The organism is Bacillus sp. LNXM65, assembly GCF_002998575.1.
GTDB lineage: Bacteria > Bacillota > Bacilli > Bacillales > Bacillaceae > Bacillus.
In genome coordinates this window covers 210721-229374 of the sequence record NZ_PVRB01000001.1, presented here as the reverse complement: position 1 = coordinate 229374, position 18654 = coordinate 210721, and the positions used below count along the sequence as shown (strand labels likewise).

Here is an 18654-nt window from a genome sequence, read left to right as displayed (position 1 = left end):
ATTAAATCAAGATGTTTCATACATTAAAACACGGCAGTATTTTAGAAAAAGTAGCAGCAGAAACAGAACAAGACATTTTACACATGCATCAGCAAATTGATCAAAAGAGCGAACAAAATGAGTGGCGGGTGCTTGAAAGCTACCGAAAGCATAAAGTCAGTGACTCTCACTTTAACCCGACAACTGGATATGGCTATGATGATATGGGAAGAGACACGTTAGAAAAGATCTACGCAGATGTCTTCGGAGGAGAAAGCGGCCTTGTGCGTCCGCAGATCATTTCCGGCACACATGCGATTTCCATTGCGTTATTTGGTGTGCTGAGACCTGGCGATGAATTGATCTATATGACAGGAAAACCATACGATACGCTAGAAGAAATTGTAGGGATCCGCGGCAAAGAAGGGACAGGCTCATTAAAAGATTTCCAGATTGATTACAAGGCCATTGATTTAAGACAAGATGGATCCGTCGATTATGACAAAGTAAAAGAGTCAATCTCCTCTAAAACAAAAATGATCGGCATTCAGCGTTCGAAAGGCTATGCGTCAAGACCCTCCTTTACAATAGAAGAAATCGAGCAAATGATCTCATTTGTAAAAGAGATCAATGAAGAAATCATTGTGTTTGTGGACAACTGTTATGGTGAATTTACTGAATTACAAGAACCATGTCATGTGGGAGCGGATCTTATGGCAGGTTCTCTCATTAAAAACCCAGGCGGCGGCCTTGCCAAAACAGGCGGCTACATCGTTGGAAAAGAAAAATGGGTAGAAGCTTGCTCTTATCGAATGACATCTCCGGGCATCGGCAGTGAAGCGGGTGCATCGCTGTATGCGCTCCAGGAAATGTATCAAGGATTTTTCTTAGCACCGCATGTTGTGGCGCAAAGCTTAAAGGGCGCAGTGTTCACGGCTCGTTTTCTTGAGAAGCTCGGGTTCCAAACGAACCCAGCGTGGAATGCGAAAAGAACGGATTTGATTCAATCAGTCGAATTTGGCGATCCTAACAAAATGATTGCGTTCTGCCAGGCGATTCAATATGCATCTCCGATCAACAGTCACGTCACACCGCATGCGAGCTATATGCCGGGCTACGAGGATGATGTCATCATGGCAGCGGGCACCTTCGTCCAAGGAGCTAGCATCGAATTGTCAGCCGATGGACCGATCAGACCGCCTTATACAGCCTACGTTCAAGGCGGACTCACGTATGCCCATGTGAAAAATGCGATTTGCAGTGCTGTAGATGCCTTATTGGAACAAGGTTTTATCGACATACCTGCTCGATAAAAAAATACATGTTAATATTCCTAACATTTCGTTGACACATAATATAACATGACATATAATAAATTTAAGCAAAGAGGAGGAGACAGTTGAGATGAGTGATAACATTCGCCGCTCAATGCCTTTATTCCCAATTGGGATTGTCATGCAGCTAACAGAATTATCTGCAAGACAAATTCGCTATTATGAGGAAAATGGGTTAGTATTTCCAGCAAGAAGTGATGGGAATCGCCGATTATTTTCTTTCCATGATGTTGATAAATTACTAGAAATTAAAAACCTCATCGAACAAGGTGTAAACATGGCAGGAATCAAAAAACTTTTTGCCAAAGCTGAGGCAGAACATCCAGCGTCTGACACAAAGACCGAGGAGAAAACCACAGCCAAGCACAACTTGACAGATGATGAACTCAGGAAGCTACTGAAGAAGGAACTCATTCAGGCTGGACGTTTCCAACAAGGAACGACCTTTAGGCAGGGAGACATGTCAAGGTTCTTCCGTTAACGAATTAGCAAAAGCATTGCTATACAATTTTACCTTTTGTAGGGGAGGAGTTTTACGAAATGGCAAAATACACAAGAGAAGATATCGTAAAATTAGTAAATGAGGAAAACGTAAAGTACATTCGTCTGCAATTTACAGACATTCTCGGAACGATTAAAAATGTTGAAATTCCTGTGAGCCAGTTAGAAAAAGCTCTCGATAACAAATGTATGTTTGACGGTTCATCTATTGAAGGCTTCGTACGTATTGAAGAATCAGATATGTATCTATACCCAGATCTCAACACATTTGTTATTTTCCCTTGGACAGCAGAAAAAGGTAAAGTTGCACGCTTTATTTGTGACATTTACAAGCCGGACGGGACGCCATTTGATGGAGATCCACGTAATAACTTAAAGCGTGTCTTAAAGGAAATGGAAGAACTAGGATTTAGTGATTTCAACCTTGGGCCTGAGCCAGAATTCTTCTTATTTAAATTAGATGAAAAAGGCGAACCAACGCTTGAACTAAACGATAAAGGCGGATACTTTGACCTTGCACCAACAGATCTAGGCGAAAACTGCCGCCGTGATATCGTGCTTGAGCTTGAAGAAATGGGCTTTGAAATTGAAGCATCTCACCACGAAGTAGCACCTGGACAGCATGAAATTGATTTCAAATATGCTGGCGCTATCCGTTCTTGTGATGACATTCAAACGTTCAAACTCGTTGTCAAAACGATTGCGAGAAAGCACGGTCTTCATGCGACATTCATGCCAAAACCATTGTTCGGTGTAAACGGTTCTGGTATGCACTGTAACCTATCATTATTCAAAAATGGCAAAAACGCATTCTTTGATGAAAAAGCAGATTTACAATTAAGCGAGACTGCTAAACACTTTATCGCAGGTATCGTCAAGCACGCAACAAGCTTCACAGCGGTCACAAACCCAACGGTTAACTCTTACAAGCGTCTTGTACCTGGTTATGAAGCACCTTGCTACGTTGCATGGAGTGCACAAAACCGCAGTCCATTGATCCGTATCCCTGCATCACGCGGCATTAGCACACGTGTAGAAGTGCGCAGCGTTGACCCATCTGCAAACCCATACCTTGCACTAAGCGTATTACTTGCAGCAGGTCTTGACGGAATCAAAAATAAACTAGACGCACCAGCACCAATCGACAGAAACATTTATGTCATGGACAAAGAAGAGCGCCTTGAAAACGGCATCTCTGACCTACCTGCAACACTTGCAGAAGCACTTGAGTTACTGAAATCAAACGAAGTCATGATCAACGCACTAGGCGATCACCTATTCGAACACTTCATCGAATCAAAAGAAATCGAATGGGATATGTTCCGCACCCAAGTTCACCCATGGGAACGCGATCAGTATATGTCTCAGTATTAATAATGAAACGTTGATTTAAAAGGGTTTTGGAAAAGAATTTGGTGGTCAAATTCATAGTGACCACAACCGAAAATTGGTTTGACCACTTTTTGACCACCAAATTCAACAAAAAATTTCAACTCAGGATTGAGTTGATGTAATTCTCGAAACTGTCCACAGATTTATTTTCGAGTTTTTCACTTATATGAGCATATACGTCAGAAGTTATGCTTATGTTTTTATGTCCCAATCTTTCTTGGATGAACTTCATACTTTGGCCAGCTTCTAACAGAAGAACGGCATGAGTATGTCTTAGTCCATGGATTGGGATATTTTCTATTTCAGCCTTTTTTAAAATTCTTTTTAGAGCATTGAAGAGGGAGGACTTTGGTAAAGGATCTCCTTTTTCTCTGCAGAAAACAAGATCTAGATCATGATCGTATATTTCATTAAAGACCATTTTATTATCGTTGATCCAATTTATGTGAGAGTGAAGTTCCTTTGCAAAAGACTCAGTAATCTTAATTGTCCGTTCCGAGTGATATGTTTTTGTATTTCCGAATACTTCTTCACCAGGATCTCTTTGGAAGTCTAGTGATTTGTTTATGGTTATTGTTCGATTCTTTAGATCAATATCTTTTCGTTGAAGAGCAGCAGCTTCACCTTTTCTCATTCCAGTTTCAATCAAAGTCTTAAAGAAGATGTAATAGATATAGTTGTCCTGACGAGCTATTTTTAGAAACTTTCCAATATCCTCAGAGTTGATATACTCCAAACTGTGTTTAGACTTGGCTCGATTTTTTTTTGGCAATACAACTCCATCACATGGGTTTGATGAAATTTTCTTAAGTGGTCTAACAGCCATTGACAATGCATGATACATAGTACCGTGTATGATCTCAATAGTCCTTGTGCTATACTTGCCTGATTCTTCAAGTGTGTTTATAAATTTTTGATATCTCATTGGCGTAATGTCTTTTAGTTTAATCTCTTTGAAGTAGGGGAGAATTTTTTTCTCAACATTTCTTTGATGAATATTGTAAGTGTTTTTTGCAACTTTTCCTTTTTTGTACACTTCCAACCATTCAATAAGGAAATGCTTTAAAGATATTTCCCCACCCCCAACTTCAACATCACTTCTAAGCAATTCCTCATGTTTTGAAGCTGCAACTTGTGCTTCTTTTTTTGTACTAAATCCACCTTTAGAAAGTTCTGCTACTTCTTGTGTTACAGGATCCTTATATTTAATTCTATACTGCCATGTCGTACCTCTTTTACGGAAACTTGCCAATAAAATGCCACCTTTCGATTTTAATTATGATAGAGAGCCCTGTATGAACTCTCTTATGTAATTTACTATAATAAATTCGCTTGTAATGAGATCAATCGGTTAGAATATGTCATCTATTCACCTCCTTTAAAAACATTAAATTTAGGTCCAAATATCATCTGATGTATCTAAAGAACGAATTTTTTCTCTTAAGCGTGGTTTGCCAAAGGCAATCATTTCTTCATTAATTCGATTTTCCTCTTCGATTAAAGTGTTGAGGACTCTCAATAATGCTTTCTCATCTAAATTGTATGGACTGATGTCTTCAAAGAAATGAGCAAAGAATAAAAAGAACTCTTTTTTGCTTTTCATGGCCTCGGTACAATTGTATAAACCCTCAGCGATATTAAATCCGTAGTAGCCCAAATCCAAAGCCGATTTTAAGTTGTCGGATATACGATCTATTTTATCAACAGTAATTTCTTCATGGCTTTTTTGTTCTTCAATATAGTCTAAAACATACTCAGGTACATAGTCAGGATTGTTTTTACCCTCTTGATTTTCCTCCTCGATTCTTCTTTCTTGTTCTTCTTCCCAATGCATTTCAATTTCTTCTTCTAAAGAAGGGCTGATATTGAAATGTTTTAAGGCTGGTTTAATTTCTTCTTCGGGTAGCCCTAGAATACGAAACATTTTTCGCATAGTTATATAATCTGGCTTTTTGTTGTATCCGTTTTCTATCTGACTTACATACGATCTGTTTTTCCCTAAAGTTCTAGACAATTCAGAAGAGCTTATATTGAGATATGCTCTTTTAACTTTTAAGAACTGACCTAAATTATCTCGGAATTCGGAAAAATGATTACCACTTTTCAAATTTCTCACCTCAATATCGAATTATATAACATGAATCAAATATAATCAAATGCATCATATGAAGCAAAAAACGTAAAATTTATTGATTGTTATGAAGCATTGAGTTATAATTGAATTATGAAAATCGTTAAGAATCAACTCACGTTCTTTGACAACTGAATAACCCACAATGATAAATCACAATTCATATAGAGATAACTAGGGGGATATTGGATTGAGCAAATTAAAAGCATTCATCAAAAGCAAGTGTGAAGACGATTCTTCAATGGCTATGAAATTGGCAAAGATAGCAGGATATACCGATAGAAGTGGTTTTTACCGATTTCTGAACGAACCTAGCAAGGAAACATCTGATATTCAAAGCATCATAGATATTGTTAAAGAAATTGATCCAGGCAGAGAAATGGAACTGATGAGTGAATACATACCAACGCTCGATCCAGGAAAGCAATGCTCAAGACAAGCGTTAGAATACTTTTCTGTTAATGCTGAAATTGAAAAGCTTGATACTCACATCGAGAATATCCTTAACAACACAGCTAACATTAAAAGTCTAGAGTGGGCTAAGACTTACAAAGCACAAAGAGATGCTGAAAAAGGCCTTGTAAATTCTGAAGATTTGGTCAGGTTACTAGGTAGTTTCAAATTAAAAACAGACGAGATGAAAGTTTACAGTCGAATCATTCCGATGTATTTCGCATTATGGAATAACCAATTCAACAGACTTGATTCGTTGTCAGAAGACGTTGTGATTGAAATTTTAGAAGAGTCATATGTTAAACAATCATTCCACAGTCGATTGATGCTACTTCTAGCCAACTGTTCACTAAGACAGAACAAACTGGAACGAGTACGCTATTATTCAAGCTACGGGATACTCAACTCCAATGTAAGAAGAATTACAGCCTATTCATATTTAGCACAAGGTAACTCTCAAATGTTTACAGACTACGATTCAAGTAAAAAGTGTTTTCTTTTTGCATTAGAACATTCAACTGAAAACAGGGATAGATCAATCCAAGCATTAAGAAGTTTGTGTTTTCTTGAGAATTTATGGGGCAAAGAAAACAAATGGTTACAACTTGATTCAGAGGAAATCAGTGACCGACAAGAGGTTGCCCACAGCTACATTCGCAAAGGTGAAATGTCAATCGCTAAATCAATTCTAGAAGCCCTAGAAGCCGAGAAACACGATGACAATCAGTTAGGTATGCATATGTATTTAAAAGGATTGGCGCATGGCTCAGTGAGTTATTTTTATAAGTCAATTAAACATTTTAAATTAAGTGGTGATAAATTCTCTACTAATCTACCGATGCTTGAGCTTGAGAAATTAGGATTAGATAAAGTGCTCCTTGAAGCGTTGGCAGTTTAAAATGAATTGATCACTTGAAGGGAGGTGAAAGAATGAAAAAAGTATTCGCACTTACTATTGTAGCTGCTGCAATTTTCTTCGGAGGTGTTGCTACAGGTACACAAATTAACACTGCTTCTGACTACAGCACAGCAGGATTTGGTCATGGCGCTTAATTAAATGCTTTACATATTAGAAAGGTGGGGAGATTGTATCCCTGCCTTTTTGATATATGGCGCGACGTCGCGCCATTTGATGAACTTAAAACAAAAGGAGAGTTAATTGACACGTACATTAGTGATTCTGGACGAAGTTGATAAAATATGGGTGAGGAAAGGGAGGATTCAATGAAACCAAATAACAATGAAAAATCATCTGTTGAATCAGAAAAAAAAGAATGTATCAAGAAAGCTTCAAAATACATAAACAGGCAATATGATAAAAGTCTTCGTATGTTATCTGAGCAAGGTGAAGGCGCATCATCAAAAGATTTTAAATAAAACAAAAGGAGAAATTGAAATGATTTTAAGTCTAACTTGTACGTGTGGAAACGAAGTGGAGTTTAATAAAGAACAGAAGTTTCATAGTGAACTTTCTGATTATGATTTTGGCCATCATGAGATACATCTATCATTCGATTCTGAAATTGGCGGTATTGATGAAATAGGCGAAGAAGATTTTACAGAAAGCGATCTTTATGTGAAGGGTGAACAAATGGTCATAACATGTAACCGATGCAATTCATCTTTAACGATCAAGAAATCTTAATAATGAAAGGAGGAAGCGATTGGGTAAATTCAGAAGCATGGCTATCGCAAGCATGGCAGAGGATCTTGGGTTCACAACAGAATTAAAAAAGACCGATACATATTATAACCCCAAATTGAATGCTCTGCTGATCACCAATGGATATGTAGCTGATTTAGTGAAATTAAACTATTTCGAGTCAGCGATCATCAAAATGCCTTATAGGATGAATAAAGGTGTGTGTAAAAAAATTCTCTACAGAGAGTCAACGACTAATTTAAGAAAAGACATAGGTGTAATGATCAGAAGCATGAACTCATTCACTTCTGATGGATATCACAGAATGAACATAATTAAATGGAATGATGAAGGTGACTCTTTAATCGTTTCGAGTGAATACTGTCCTGAAGCGACAATACATATTGATTTAATTGAAAGCAGCAAGTTGAAATACATAAGGGAACTAGAAGTGGGTAAAACAACTCTTTTATGCAAATTAGATTGTGACGAAGAAAGGAGAGTTGTTGTCCTACATGCAAAATAATAACCACTATTACACTGATCAAGTATTTGAGGACGAGAAGGACGCTGAGATACAGTTCCTTCAGAATAATCAATATGCCCTTCAAATTGGTTTGCACAACACCAACAAAGCGTTAAAACACTTTGAGAATCAAATTGCAATGTTCACGGATTTTCTAGCGGAGTTAGGGCTAGATGAGAAATACATAAAGTACATGTACGAAATTGCAACAGATGAACATAGCGATAGCAGCTGCAGAAAGACAGCGAGATATTACATAGATATTATTACTGAAAAGCATGGGAGCGATAATTATAAAAATTGAAATTTTAAAACCAGGAAAACAATTCAAAAATTATAAAGTTATGTGCCAAGAATTAGGCATCGAAGTTAAAAAATCATCGAACACAAAAAACGCACAATTTAAAGAGCTTGACAGATACTGCACTTACAACAAAATCGGGCATTCAATTATCATTGACCAAGTCTATGAAACTCCTCTTGAAAAGAGGAAACGAAAGGGTAATAACACAGTATATGGCGACATCATGCAAGTATTAATTCTCGATATGTTAGCTCAGAAAAAAGATAGCGGAAAACTGGTAATCAGCAAAAGTAAGCTTTTAAGAGAACTTAACCTTGTGAATTTGAACTATAGTCATTGCTTTAAAAGAAAGACAGCTTTATCAAAATTTGCTGGAATTGAAAAAGAGACTGTTAAAGATTTTTATGATACAACCAATATCTCATTCATCTGTGCAATTGAAACAGCTTTAAAGACATTACAAAATAAAAGATTAATCATTTACAACACTACAACAAAAGTAAGTAAAAATGGAATACATAGCATAGCTTCACCAGACGAAGAACGTTTAATCTTGGCTTGTGAAAGAAAAGTAATGCTTTCACTAGGCTATACGGATCTCAGAAAGTTGAGAATTTCAAAAGACTGGGATGCATTCAGTAAGAAATCTAAAAAGCTACTAAGAGAGACTGGGAATATTGAATACTATTATTCTGCATACTGTATTACACCGAACGATGAACACCTAAAAGATGAAATGGATCACCTTTTATCGAAGTTGGATAGATTACGTTATAAGAGTGAATTAAATAAAAAAGCTTGCTACAAATTAAATGTTAATGGCACTAAAAGACATAGTGGAAATGGAACGTTACAAAAAGTATTTAGGAAAGAGTGGAAGTATCCTCAAGACATTAAAACGTTGATCGACATTGTAATAGCGGATACTGCTACTCTTATCTCTCAAGAAATTCTTGATTTAGAAGAACGTAGTCATTTGGACTTTGATATTGAATACAGTTTCCCATCAAGTCTATAAAATTTTGACCGTTTAAACTCAATATATATAAATATAAGCTCAAATGTTCAAATGGTTATTTTTCCACTTTACATATTAGAGAAAAACATTCTTTAAAAGGAAAAACAAAACCTCAATCACAGTCTGAAGGGGGTATGGGGGATGGTTGGCTGCACGATAGATAATTTGGAACGTAGTGGAAAATTGTCTATCTAAAGCATCCCCCATGTATTACATAAACACTCACATGCAAAAGAGCAGTTGCACAAAGCAAGCTTTGTACACCTTCTCATCATGATTAACAAGTTAATCATTCTTCGTGATAGAAATAACAATTTGGAGGAGATTCATTGAAATCAAACTTATCAAAGCAAGTATACATTTACTCATTAGACACGTCAGCATTTTTTACACCAGAGGAACAGGTCATCAATAATGAAAATCTTAGCTTGACTTACTTCGTTGAATTTTTGAAAGAAGTCAAAAGTAGCAATGCTAATCTAAGCGTAATGGATACAATTGAACTAACAGAGAAGCAAGAAGGAGAAATGAAAAAACATCAGCCTGCCAAAAAAATAATTACTGATTATGTAGATTCCTTGAAGATAGTTGCCAAAAAGGAGCTGGAAGGTTCAGAAGAAAAGCAGCTGAAGAATATAGAAGTGTTGGAGGATGAAGGTCTTACTAGAAGAAAAATTGTTAAATTGTGCGGGATTGCTAATCTTATTAAAAACCAGAATAAGAAGAAAATGAAAGAATTGATGTCGGACTTTAAAAAGACAAGGGAACTCAATCACGATGCAATCAGATACAAGAATACTGGAGATATCAATATTAACAAGGTTATTGGCGTTTTTGAATCAACCTTAACTAGAACATTAGGGATTGAAACAGAAAACGAACAACCTTCAGATGAAATTATTATTGTTGAAAGTTTTTATGAAGAAGTTTTCGGCAGTCTGATCAAAAAAGGATTTAAGTTCAATAAAAAGCAGTACGACTATTATGCTTCATCTGCTGGACAGATTCGTGATAAGAAAGGTGTTTTCATCAAGAAGTCATCGCTCAATAAGCACAAAACAACCTTAATGTGTGGACTTAATGAAAAATTGATCAACTCTAAAGGCGGTATGAATATCAATAAGTGGAATGCTTATCTTGCTTTATCGAATAGTGCAAGTTCTGTATGGGAAGGCTTCGATATTGATAAAGCTATAGTTGTTCCAGATTTCGAGAATGAAATTGAAGGAAGCTTTGACTATATTGATCGTAATACATATGAAATAATTCGGAAGAAGATGACTATTCCAGTCGATCAGACTGATGGCTGCGGAATGATATTGCCAACTGTTGCAGATAAACCATTTCAATTCAGAGCACCATTTATGAAGGGGATGCTAGTACCTTTCGATTTCAAACAGTTTGCAAAAGAGCATGGTAAATCAATTATAAAAGACATTGATGGTCGTGAATGGGATGTGCTGGTAGACGATATTCACATGATCCTTACTAAGTCTCAATTTAAAATGTGGAGCTATTATGGCAACGAAAGTGAAAGTAAGTGGGATCACTACAAACGCTGTTTCAAGGAATATAATTGTGAAGCATCCAAACTAAATGAGGAAGAGGAGAACTTAAAGACAAGTAAGCTTAACTATCAAATGCTTCAAACATTAACGGACATCACAGACAGCGAAATGACAAAATTAACAAAACTTACGATTAATGAGATCAAAACACTTTATCAGAGCACTGATGCCATGTTAGATGTTATGGGAGCCGTTGAAGAAAATGAGAAAAGAAGCAATCTCCAGGAAGCTCTGTTTGTATATCCTAGCTTATTAAAAGATAATCATGTGAAAGAAACGATCAAGGAAATTAAAGCGAGGATGATCAAGGAAGCTAAAGCAGGAAAAATAAAGTTAAAAGGATCACATCATACTTTCTTAATACCCGACCTGTACGCAGCTTGTGAATTTTGGTTCAATGGCGAGAAAAATCCAAACGGATTAATTGAAGATGGAGAGGTTAGCTGTAATTTATATGAAGACAGCTTAGAAATTGATGTGCTTCGTTCTCCTCACCTTTATAGAGAGCATGGCATCAGATCCAATGTGATAAACGAAAAAACGAAGAAATGGTTCATCACAAAAGGAATCTATACATCAAACAAAGACTCTCTATTTAGGTTACTGCAGTTTGATTTTGATGGTGATAAGGCTCTTGTTGTAAGCGATAAGGAATTTGTCAGTATTGCTAAAAGAAATATGAAGGTTGGCCAAGATGATGAAATTCTTCCTCTTTATTATGAAATGGAATCTGCTCAGAAAGATATCATAGAAAACGGAAAAATATATGACAATCTGAGAAGTTCTTTCAAGGTCAACATCGGAGAGTTTTCTAATAACATATCAAAAGTTTGGAATAGCAAAGATGTAAATCTTGATGTAATCAAATGGTTAACGATGGAGAACAACTTTGGAATAGACTACGCAAAAACGTTATACCAGCCAACGAGGGCTACACATGCTAGTAATGAGATTGAAAAGTTCTTGAAAGTTGAAGAAGGTGATAAAACAAGAAGGCGAAAGCTGCCATACTTCTTCAAATATGCGAAAGACAAGGACGAGAAAAACGTTGAAATGCCTAATGGTGCTATGACTGTTGATAAGATAGATATAATTATGCCGACTGCAAGAGAAACGAAAAGAAGTTTTGATAAGGCGTTGGATACATTAGAGTTTAATTACAGACTGTTCTTGAGTCCGAAATTACATAAGAAAAAACCATTAACAAAAGAAAATATTGATAAATTAGACCAACTCCTTAAAGAGTATAAACAATTATACAAAGCGAAATATTATGAGAGTTTAAGCACACCTGATCGTAGCCCTAGATTGCTAGAAAGGATTAGAAGATTAAACGAATGTGTAATGCGTGAATTGAAGATAAATCATGGGGATTCAGATTTATTAAAGATGGTTGAAGTGATCAAAGTGTACAAAATGATGGATACGAATAAATACAGATTAAGCAATCAAGAGAAAAAGGAAGAAAAGAGATCTGATAAAAAATGGTTTGTGTACAAGGTATTCACTAACGAACTATTGAATCTAAATGTGACAAAAACTGAAGTGGTCGATACCTTAGTTGAATATCTATTCTTCATTAAGAAGACGAAATTCAAGGATACATTATGGGGATGCTTTGGAAATGATCTCCTGTGGAATCTGAAGACAAATTTAAATATGATTGCTGAATGTAAAAACCATCATTGTGAAAACAAGTTGAGTAATCTGAATGCTAGAAGACATTACTTATGCGAGGGATGTTATAAAGATCATCGGAAACAGTTGGATGCGGATAGAAAAGCGATTGCGAGAAAAAACAGAAAAATGTCCGCTTGAATTTGATAACAGATTAATGGATGCACGAAGAACCCTTGATACAACAAGGGTTTTTTATGTTCATATGAATTTCTATAACCGTATACTAGGGAATAAATAATTCCCCATTTACAACATAACATAAAAATGAATGATAACGCAATGATTAAATAAATCTTGCGAAAGGAGTCGGGACTAGAATAAATGAATATCGAACGATTTGAACTAAGACAAGCTATGCAAAAAAGAAGAATAACCCAAGTGGAAGCAGCCAAGCATTGTGGTTGTACCCAGTCTCATTTAAGTAAATACTTCACTTTCGAGTGCGAAATTTCAAAAGAAAAATTAAATCGACTTGTCGAATTTGTTTATTCTCGCCCTGAACTCGTATGGAAGAAAAAGTAGCAATTTTTTTGGTCGTCACTACAATACCGTTTGTTGCGGAAACAGCGAATAAGGGTTGTACCTAGCAATTTCAGCGACCTTACCAAAAACAAATGAATTTGCGTTCACGTTTTGTAGTTTTGTAATCATTTCATTTCGCCTCCAGAAAAACGAATGATTAGGTGAGGTTTGTAAGATACAGCCCACTGCCCCCGAAAGTTACAAACATTTTTATTTCTCCTTTTTGTATGAGTGTTGGGGCGCTATGCGCTCCTGTATTCGTACAACTAAAAAAATTCAAACGATAATATTTCATATAAATGGATGGTGTAAGCCATGTTTAAACCAAAATGGGGAAGCTCAAACCCCAATACAAATTTACAAAAAATTTATAGCGAAATTGATCCTGCCTTACTGAAACGAGTTGAACAGAATATAAAGAAAGAGATTTCTATGACAAGTTTAGTCCCTCATTGTATAAAGGAGGTGACACGTTTAAATGAGTAACATTGAGAAAAATTTTTTGGATATTTACAGACTGATTTCATCTAATGAAAAGAATAATAGGTTCTTATTCTATAAAGAATCCCCACTATCTTCAGATCATCCAGATGTAACAAATGATGATCAAATCCCCTTGTTAATCTACAGATCCCCCAAAATAGATGATCTGGAAGATGAAAAACCAATTGCTAGAATGTGTATGTATTTAGCGAACGGGACTCCCACAAATAACCTACAAATTCAATCCCAAGATATCATGATTGACATCTATACCAGTATTGATGAAGTGGAACAAATCGAATTAAGAAACTTAAAGATTCAAGACAATCTTGCACAGCTACTTTTTGATAGCAGAGCAACTGGCTTCGGGAAAATTGTGAATTATAAGCGTTTGCTAATCCCAAATTCTCCAAAAGGCTATATCGGTTATAAGCTTATTTTTACTTTTGGTACAAGTAAATGAAATCAAATGATTTTATGCAGCTTTTCGGCACTGGTCAGCCTGTAAAAACACCTATAGGGGATTGTCACTTCATCAAGATTAAAGAGTATGTTGATTTCTCAAGTGATCTTCAATTGATGGCAGACAACAAAGATAAAATAGCAGAATCTGTGCGACAGGTCTTGAAAGATAAGCTTGATGCTCAGGACATTGAAGAGATGGTTAGTGGTCGTAATTTATTTCAACTAATTGTGTTACATCCACTGTATTTAGAAGCTTATCAATCTATATTTATCAAGGTTTTCAATGATAAAGAGATCATGTCAAAGATATCGAATGAAAACTTCATGGAGTTGAGAAGTCTTGTTTTAAAAATGCATTTAATCAATGAGGACAAGAAATCACCAAATTCAGAGATAGAAGAGCTTAATCAGATTTCTAAGGATTTAAAATCAAGTGATGACAGTGCTGATCTATCAGACATGATTAGTGCGGTTGTAGCAACGACAGGCATAGACTATTCCGCTATTAATGAGTGGTCACTTTACCAGCTTTACCTTACATATCACCGCATACAAAAAAAAGTAAATCATGATGCGTCTGTTATTTTTGCTACTGTCAGTTCAGAAGTGAAGATTAATAGATGGGACGATCATATTGATCTATACGCAGAAGAAAAACATCACTTATCCCAAAAAGATTCAGAGTCAATACAAAAATTACTAGGCTGATAAAATCAGTCTTTTTATTATTTAAGGAGTTGTTTATTTAGAAATGGCAAAGCAGACAGTTATTCACGAGGTCGCTAAGGTGACAATGAAACAAATTAGTACAGGAAAAGTGATTGGTTCGGCCGTAACACAACTAACATCCCTCGCACAACAAGTTCAACAGGACTTTTTAAAAGGCGGCTGGGGAAACAAGGATTTATATGTTATTAACTCAAGTAAAGAGGTTTCAGGTAACGTCAGAAACGCATTCTTTGATCTTGATTTCATGGCAATGCAGCAAGGAGTTTCCATTGAGAACGAATCTATTTCAGTTTACGAAGATGAAGTTCTAACAGTTAATGATTCAAACGGTGTTACTTTGACGAAAACACCTGTGGAAGATTCAGAAGTTACATTCACAAATAAAGCCAATGGTGAAGTTTATCAGACTGCCGTTTCTGGAATGAGTTACACACTTTCAAACACTTTTGCTAAAAAAGGTGAACAAGTTACAGTTCATTACTTAATTGAAGTTGATGCTGAAACTGTTGAAATTAATGGTAATAAATTCTCGGAGAACTATTACCTAGAACTTCATACGCTTGAGTATGATCCAGTCACTAACAAAACTTACAGCGACCTTTATATCCAGTTGCCTAAAGTTAACTTCTCAGGCGAGTTTGATATGTCTTTGGAAGCTGGTCAACCGTTTACTCCAGAATTGGGCTATAGAGCTCTGGCGGATGACAACGGAAAAATCGGACGTTTTGCAAGAGTTAAGCGTAATGAAGATGGCTCAAAAGGAGCAGCGCCTTCAACACCTGGCAATACAACGCCTGATGATAGTGGAGATTTAGGAGATTAATTTATTTGGGTGTGTGATAAATAATTGCACACCCCTTTATCACACAAAAAGGAGAATGAAAAATGACAACAAAAGCAGTGAATTTAACAACATTAGGTGAACTCACCAAGAAATATGATGAGAAAAAGAAGGTTCAACTGAATGATGAGTTCCACCTTTATATTTATCCAGAGTTTGCGCCCAGTAAAATTGCGGAAGTCTTAAAAGAGTTAAATACCGATTACTTTAATGGAGATAAAAATGGTTTGAAGATTAATGAAATTGTTATGACAGATTGGTTGTATTTCTTGGTCATTAAGAAGTTTACAAACCTTAAAATCTCAAACAGCCTGAAATCTAAAATGAGTGCGTATATCAACTTAGTCGATAGTGGATTGATGGGACAGATTATGATGTCATTTCCCGAAGAAAGCATTCAGAAGGTGCTAGATCATATCAAGAGTGTTGAGGATGCTGTAGATCAGTTTATTGATAGCGATTTGGATAATAAGACGGAGCAAGTTATTAAAGCGTTAGATGAGCTGTAAAGCACGTAAAACAGAATGGAATTAAAATTAGAGAGGATTGATTGAAGAATGGAAAAGAAGTATAACTTTGGTGTTCAGCAGATTGCAGACGGTATCATTGGAAAGATTAGAAGTAAAGCATGTGGTATTCGGTGTTTAGATAGAGAAAGAGAAAAGCTGCTTGATGAAGTGGAAAAAGAGATGGCTGTTTTAAAATCGTTGGGTGAATTTCATCATATTTTAGTAGCTGCTAATACTTGGGAGAAGGGAAATGCAGATAGTATTTCAATGGATGAATTTATTGAGGGTGTAAATAAGGAACTTAATATTGTCGTACCACCAGGAAGCATTATTTTACCAGGGGTGAGCAAAAATGTTTAAAAAGAATAAAAAAGAGTTTATTGCTGTGGATTGTGATAAATGTTTAGTTGAGCGTTGCAACTCACCAGAAGGAATCCTGAATATGGTAACTAATATATGCCGTACTTTAGGCGGTGAGTTTTCACCTCAAAGGTGTGATTCTTGTAAAGAGAACACACTAATGATTGATACTGATGGATTCAAAAGAGTTACCAAAGAAATGTTAGATCATATTGCCAAGCTAGAGTTCGAGAATGATCAATTGGCCAATCATAGATCAGACCCGTTTTATGAACCAAGTGAAGAAGTAAAAGAAACAGTTGATCACATTGTTGAGGAATATAAAGATGAGATTAAAGAAGTTTTGTCGGTGAGTAAAGATACCGTTGAATGTCTAGGTAGATTATCGTTTGTAGAAAATCCAAAGGAAGTGTTTAAGTATTGAGTGGATGTGAAATTTTAATACGATACCCTGACTGGGATAAGTTTAAAAATATTTTCGTCAATATGATTGACAATATTGGCACAATACATCAAAGAGATAAGATTCTTGAAAGATATAAAACTGAATTATTGGAAGCATACACAGAACCAAAATATTATACTAAAGTTGATTCGGAAGAGGAGCGACAAAAGTTACGATCATTAGATGAAGAAGCTATGGAAGAAGGAAGAAAATTCGTAGACAAGTTCGTTGATGATTTACTTCTACTTCTCGGAACCAGGCACGATGATGCTGTAACGTACGCTAAAACTATGTTGAATTCCCTCTCACTTGCTAAAGGAGTGTAAAGTAAAATATGTTAGATGAAAGAAAGATTAAATCGATCTCATTATTAGCTGAAGGAAGGAAGACAGTGCAAGCTATTGCTGATGAAATTGGAGTCAGTCGTAATGCATTATACTTGTGGAGAAAAGATAAAGAATATTCACTGGAGCTGGACAATGAGATACAAAACTTCAAACTTTTAGCACAGCAAGAAAGAAGCGCAAGAGCTAAAAATTGGTTTAAAAAATTGGAGAATATCGGCATGGATGACAGTCAAAAGACTAAGGATCAGCTAGACGCACTCAAAACGCTGCTGGCATATTCAGAAGGCACTCCAACATCTAAGTTTGAAATCACTGAAACAAAGTCTAATGAAGTGGATAAAGAAACAATAGAAGATGAAATTAAGAAGTGGAAGAAATCTAAGGAAGAACAATAAAAACCCTCATCTATATTATACCATAGAGAGGGTTTGCTGTTCCTGTTTGCTTTCATATTCTTTAATGATTTTATAAAAAGTATTCTTTTTAAGCTGCAGCAATTCAGCAAACTGAACGCCTGTAATTTCAGAGCTTTTCCATTTAGGATAGTTTGTTTCAAGTGTGTTCTTTTGTTCCTTAGTTAGAGTATCATAGCCCATTTTAGGTCTGCCTAGATGCTTTCCTGCTTTCTTAGCACCTTCAATTCCCTCTGCTTGTCTCTCCCTGATGTCCTCACGCTCTTTCTCTGCAAAGGCTGTAAGAAGAGTTAAAATGATTCTTTGAATAGCTTCTTTTAAGATGTCGTCTTGATCTTCGCTAGTGTTGATCATAGGCTCTTTAATGAATTTTAATTTAACCCCATTATCCACGAACCAATCATATTCCTTTAAAGTATCATTCATGTTCCTACCCATACGAGTAATTGAATCAAATACGATAGTATCTCCAGATCGAACAATCTGTTTGAGCGTTTGATATGAAGGTCTGTCGTAGTTCTTTCCACTTTGTTTATCTATAAAAAGGTCACGCTCATCAATGCCGACTTTAGTCATATTGGCTATTTGTCTGCTTTCGTTTTGATCCTTTGAGCTAACTCTTATGTAACCGAATGTCTTTTGTGTCATGTCGATCATCCTCTCGTTTATCTTACTTTTATTATACCACATATGTTTATAAAGGTGTATATAATTTTATAAACGTTTATTAATTTATTCTGATATCTTTATAAACGCAAAAAGAGTAAGAAAGTGGCCGTTTAAGAACCCATACCATTACAAACGCTTTATCTCATAATGAATCAAAGAATGAAAAAGTGTGATCGTTTAGAAAGTGTTTAAAGCTTGATACAGAAGCGATAGAACAGTTGATACAAATATATCTTGAAGTAGATAACGTGGCTTAGAAAGGAAGCTGACAGGCTTTAACCCCCACCTTTCTGTTTGAGAAAATGTCCTTTTAAACGATAGCAGGGTACAAATTTTTTGCAGT

General features: G+C 35.9%; 23 protein-coding genes. 20 read left to right on the top strand and 3 right to left on the bottom strand.

Features of this window, described 5'->3' with window-relative positions; all coding sequences use genetic code 11:
• The first annotated feature begins 11 nt into the window (after nucleotides 1-11).
• The 3 genes from C6Y03_RS01120 to glnA all read left to right on the top strand — a co-directional run bounded on the left by C6Y03_RS01120 (nucleotide 12) and on the right by glnA (nucleotide 3188).
• Nucleotides 12-1292, top strand: coding sequence for a methionine gamma-lyase family protein (locus tag C6Y03_RS01120; RefSeq protein WP_106038718.1), 1281 nt, complete (start codon nucleotides 12-14; stop codon nucleotides 1290-1292).
• A 91-nt stretch (nucleotides 1293-1383) separates the two neighbouring features.
• The gene (locus tag C6Y03_RS01115; RefSeq protein ID WP_106038717.1) at nucleotides 1384-1794 is read left to right on the top strand and encodes a MerR family transcriptional regulator; all 411 of its coding nucleotides are present in this window, start codon (nucleotides 1384-1386) and stop codon (nucleotides 1792-1794) included.
• A gap of 59 nt (nucleotides 1795-1853) precedes the next feature.
• Nucleotides 1854-3188 (top strand): type I glutamate--ammonia ligase, encoded by a 1335-nt coding sequence (glnA, locus tag C6Y03_RS01110; RefSeq protein WP_106038716.1) that lies wholly within the window; start codon nucleotides 1854-1856, stop codon nucleotides 3186-3188.
• A 115-nt stretch (nucleotides 3189-3303) separates the two neighbouring features.
• Here glnA and C6Y03_RS01105 read toward each other — a convergent pair whose 3' ends face one another.
• Nucleotides 3304-4458, bottom strand: coding sequence for a tyrosine-type recombinase/integrase (locus C6Y03_RS01105; RefSeq protein WP_106038715.1), 1155 nt, complete (start codon nucleotides 4456-4458; stop codon nucleotides 3304-3306).
• A 141-nt stretch (nucleotides 4459-4599) separates the two neighbouring features.
• Nucleotides 4600-5313, bottom strand: coding sequence for a helix-turn-helix domain-containing protein (locus C6Y03_RS01100; protein WP_106038714.1), 714 nt, complete (start codon nucleotides 5311-5313; stop codon nucleotides 4600-4602).
• Nucleotides 5314-5527: 214 nt separating this feature from the next.
• On the opposite strand from C6Y03_RS01100, the gene C6Y03_RS01095 reads away from it, so the two are divergent.
• The 17 genes from C6Y03_RS01095 to C6Y03_RS01025 all read left to right on the top strand — a co-directional run bounded on the left by C6Y03_RS01095 (nucleotide 5528) and on the right by C6Y03_RS01025 (nucleotide 17624).
• The gene (locus C6Y03_RS01095) at nucleotides 5528-6688 is read left to right on the top strand and encodes an AimR family lysis-lysogeny pheromone receptor (protein ID WP_106038713.1); all 1161 of its coding nucleotides are present in this window, start codon (nucleotides 5528-5530) and stop codon (nucleotides 6686-6688) included.
• A 32-nt stretch (nucleotides 6689-6720) separates the two neighbouring features.
• On the top strand, nucleotides 6721-6843 hold the full coding sequence (locus C6Y03_RS19460) for a hypothetical protein (protein WP_262982388.1): 123 nt from the start codon (nucleotides 6721-6723) through the stop codon (nucleotides 6841-6843).
• Nucleotides 6844-7014: 171 nt separating this feature from the next.
• Nucleotides 7015-7167 carry a hypothetical protein gene (locus C6Y03_RS19075; RefSeq protein ID WP_189318306.1) on the top strand — a complete coding sequence of 51 codons (153 nt, stop codon included), beginning with the start codon at nucleotides 7015-7017 and terminating at the stop codon, nucleotides 7165-7167.
• Nucleotides 7168-7186: 19 nt separating this feature from the next.
• A complete protein-coding gene (locus C6Y03_RS01090) occupies nucleotides 7187-7435 on the top strand; it encodes a hypothetical protein (RefSeq protein ID WP_106038712.1) in 249 nt (82 codons plus the stop codon).
• Between the two features lie 19 nt (nucleotides 7436-7454).
• Nucleotides 7455-7958, top strand: coding sequence for a hypothetical protein (locus C6Y03_RS01085; protein WP_106038711.1), 504 nt, complete (start codon nucleotides 7455-7457; stop codon nucleotides 7956-7958).
• The gene (locus C6Y03_RS01080) at nucleotides 7939-8262 is read left to right on the top strand and encodes a hypothetical protein (RefSeq protein WP_142393297.1); all 324 of its coding nucleotides are present in this window, start codon (nucleotides 7939-7941) and stop codon (nucleotides 8260-8262) included. The genes C6Y03_RS01085 and C6Y03_RS01080 overlap by 20 nt, the downstream gene beginning before the upstream one ends.
• Nucleotides 8237-9280: a hypothetical protein gene (locus C6Y03_RS01075; RefSeq protein WP_106038709.1), complete on the top strand. Its 1044-nt coding sequence runs from the start codon at nucleotides 8237-8239 to the stop codon at nucleotides 9278-9280. Before C6Y03_RS01080 ends, C6Y03_RS01075 begins: the two co-directional genes overlap by 26 nt.
• Before the next feature lie 329 nt (nucleotides 9281-9609).
• Nucleotides 9610-12666, top strand: coding sequence for an RNA dependent RNA polymerase (locus C6Y03_RS01070; protein ID WP_106038708.1), 3057 nt, complete (start codon nucleotides 9610-9612; stop codon nucleotides 12664-12666).
• Between the two features lie 183 nt (nucleotides 12667-12849).
• A complete protein-coding gene (locus C6Y03_RS01065) occupies nucleotides 12850-13050 on the top strand; it encodes a helix-turn-helix domain-containing protein (protein WP_008343997.1) in 201 nt (66 codons plus the stop codon).
• Nucleotides 13051-13528: 478 nt separating this feature from the next.
• The gene (locus C6Y03_RS01060) at nucleotides 13529-13996 is read left to right on the top strand and encodes a hypothetical protein (protein WP_106038707.1); all 468 of its coding nucleotides are present in this window, start codon (nucleotides 13529-13531) and stop codon (nucleotides 13994-13996) included.
• The gene (locus tag C6Y03_RS01055; RefSeq protein WP_106038706.1) at nucleotides 13993-14706 is read left to right on the top strand and encodes a hypothetical protein; all 714 of its coding nucleotides are present in this window, start codon (nucleotides 13993-13995) and stop codon (nucleotides 14704-14706) included. The genes C6Y03_RS01060 and C6Y03_RS01055 overlap by 4 nt, the downstream gene beginning before the upstream one ends.
• A gap of 43 nt (nucleotides 14707-14749) precedes the next feature.
• Nucleotides 14750-15550 carry a hypothetical protein gene (locus tag C6Y03_RS01050; RefSeq protein ID WP_106038705.1) on the top strand — a complete coding sequence of 267 codons (801 nt, stop codon included), beginning with the start codon at nucleotides 14750-14752 and terminating at the stop codon, nucleotides 15548-15550.
• 62 nt (nucleotides 15551-15612) lie between these two features.
• Nucleotides 15613-16077: a hypothetical protein gene (locus C6Y03_RS01045; protein ID WP_106038704.1), complete on the top strand. Its 465-nt coding sequence runs from the start codon at nucleotides 15613-15615 to the stop codon at nucleotides 16075-16077.
• 48 nt (nucleotides 16078-16125) lie between these two features.
• Complete coding sequence (locus tag C6Y03_RS01040; protein WP_106038703.1) at nucleotides 16126-16437, top strand: hypothetical protein; 312 nt, start codon at nucleotides 16126-16128, stop codon at nucleotides 16435-16437.
• Nucleotides 16430-16861, top strand: coding sequence for a hypothetical protein (locus C6Y03_RS01035; RefSeq protein ID WP_106038702.1), 432 nt, complete (start codon nucleotides 16430-16432; stop codon nucleotides 16859-16861). The genes C6Y03_RS01040 and C6Y03_RS01035 overlap by 8 nt, the downstream gene beginning before the upstream one ends.
• Nucleotides 16858-17208, top strand: a complete 351-nt coding sequence (locus C6Y03_RS01030; protein ID WP_106038701.1) for a hypothetical protein — start codon at nucleotides 16858-16860, stop codon at nucleotides 17206-17208. Before C6Y03_RS01035 ends, C6Y03_RS01030 begins: the two co-directional genes overlap by 4 nt.
• Before the next feature lie 8 nt (nucleotides 17209-17216).
• A complete protein-coding gene (locus C6Y03_RS01025) occupies nucleotides 17217-17624 on the top strand; it encodes a transposase (protein ID WP_106038700.1) in 408 nt (135 codons plus the stop codon).
• Between the two features lie 15 nt (nucleotides 17625-17639).
• Here C6Y03_RS01025 and C6Y03_RS01020 read toward each other — a convergent pair whose 3' ends face one another.
• Nucleotides 17640-18290, bottom strand: coding sequence for a recombinase family protein (locus C6Y03_RS01020; RefSeq protein ID WP_106038699.1), 651 nt, complete (start codon nucleotides 18288-18290; stop codon nucleotides 17640-17642).
• Nucleotides 18291-18654: the final 364 nt, after the last annotated feature.

Bases quoted from the DNA above. Each gene is read 5' to 3' on its own strand.
- C6Y03_RS01120 (WP_106038718.1), top strand. From the start codon at position 12: ATGTTTCATACATTAAAACACGGCAGTATTTTAGAAAAAGTAGCAGCA.
- C6Y03_RS01115 (WP_106038717.1), top strand. From the start codon at position 1,384: ATGAGTGATAACATTCGCCGCTCAATGCCTTTATTCCCAATTGGGATT.
- glnA (WP_106038716.1), top strand. From the start codon at position 1,854: ATGGCAAAATACACAAGAGAAGATATCGTAAAATTAGTAAATGAGGAA.
- C6Y03_RS19460 (WP_262982388.1), top strand. From the start codon at position 6,721: ATGAAAAAAGTATTCGCACTTACTATTGTAGCTGCTGCAATTTTCTTC.
- C6Y03_RS19075 (WP_189318306.1), top strand. From the start codon at position 7,015: ATGAAACCAAATAACAATGAAAAATCATCTGTTGAATCAGAAAAAAAA.
- C6Y03_RS01090 (WP_106038712.1), top strand. From the start codon at position 7,187: ATGATTTTAAGTCTAACTTGTACGTGTGGAAACGAAGTGGAGTTTAAT.
- C6Y03_RS01075 (WP_106038709.1), top strand. From the start codon at position 8,237: ATGGGAGCGATAATTATAAAAATTGAAATTTTAAAACCAGGAAAACAA.
- C6Y03_RS01065 (WP_008343997.1), top strand. From the start codon at position 12,850: ATGAATATCGAACGATTTGAACTAAGACAAGCTATGCAAAAAAGAAGA.
- C6Y03_RS01060 (WP_106038707.1), top strand. From the start codon at position 13,529: ATGAGTAACATTGAGAAAAATTTTTTGGATATTTACAGACTGATTTCA.
- C6Y03_RS01055 (WP_106038706.1), top strand. From the start codon at position 13,993: ATGAAATCAAATGATTTTATGCAGCTTTTCGGCACTGGTCAGCCTGTA.
- C6Y03_RS01050 (WP_106038705.1), top strand. From the start codon at position 14,750: ATGGCAAAGCAGACAGTTATTCACGAGGTCGCTAAGGTGACAATGAAA.
- C6Y03_RS01045 (WP_106038704.1), top strand. From the start codon at position 15,613: ATGACAACAAAAGCAGTGAATTTAACAACATTAGGTGAACTCACCAAG.
- C6Y03_RS01040 (WP_106038703.1), top strand. From the start codon at position 16,126: ATGGAAAAGAAGTATAACTTTGGTGTTCAGCAGATTGCAGACGGTATC.
- C6Y03_RS01035 (WP_106038702.1), top strand. From the start codon at position 16,430: ATGTTTAAAAAGAATAAAAAAGAGTTTATTGCTGTGGATTGTGATAAA.
- C6Y03_RS01025 (WP_106038700.1), top strand. From the start codon at position 17,217: ATGTTAGATGAAAGAAAGATTAAATCGATCTCATTATTAGCTGAAGGA.
- C6Y03_RS01020 (WP_106038699.1), bottom strand. From the start codon at position 18,290: ATGACACAAAAGACATTCGGTTACATAAGAGTTAGCTCAAAGGATCAA.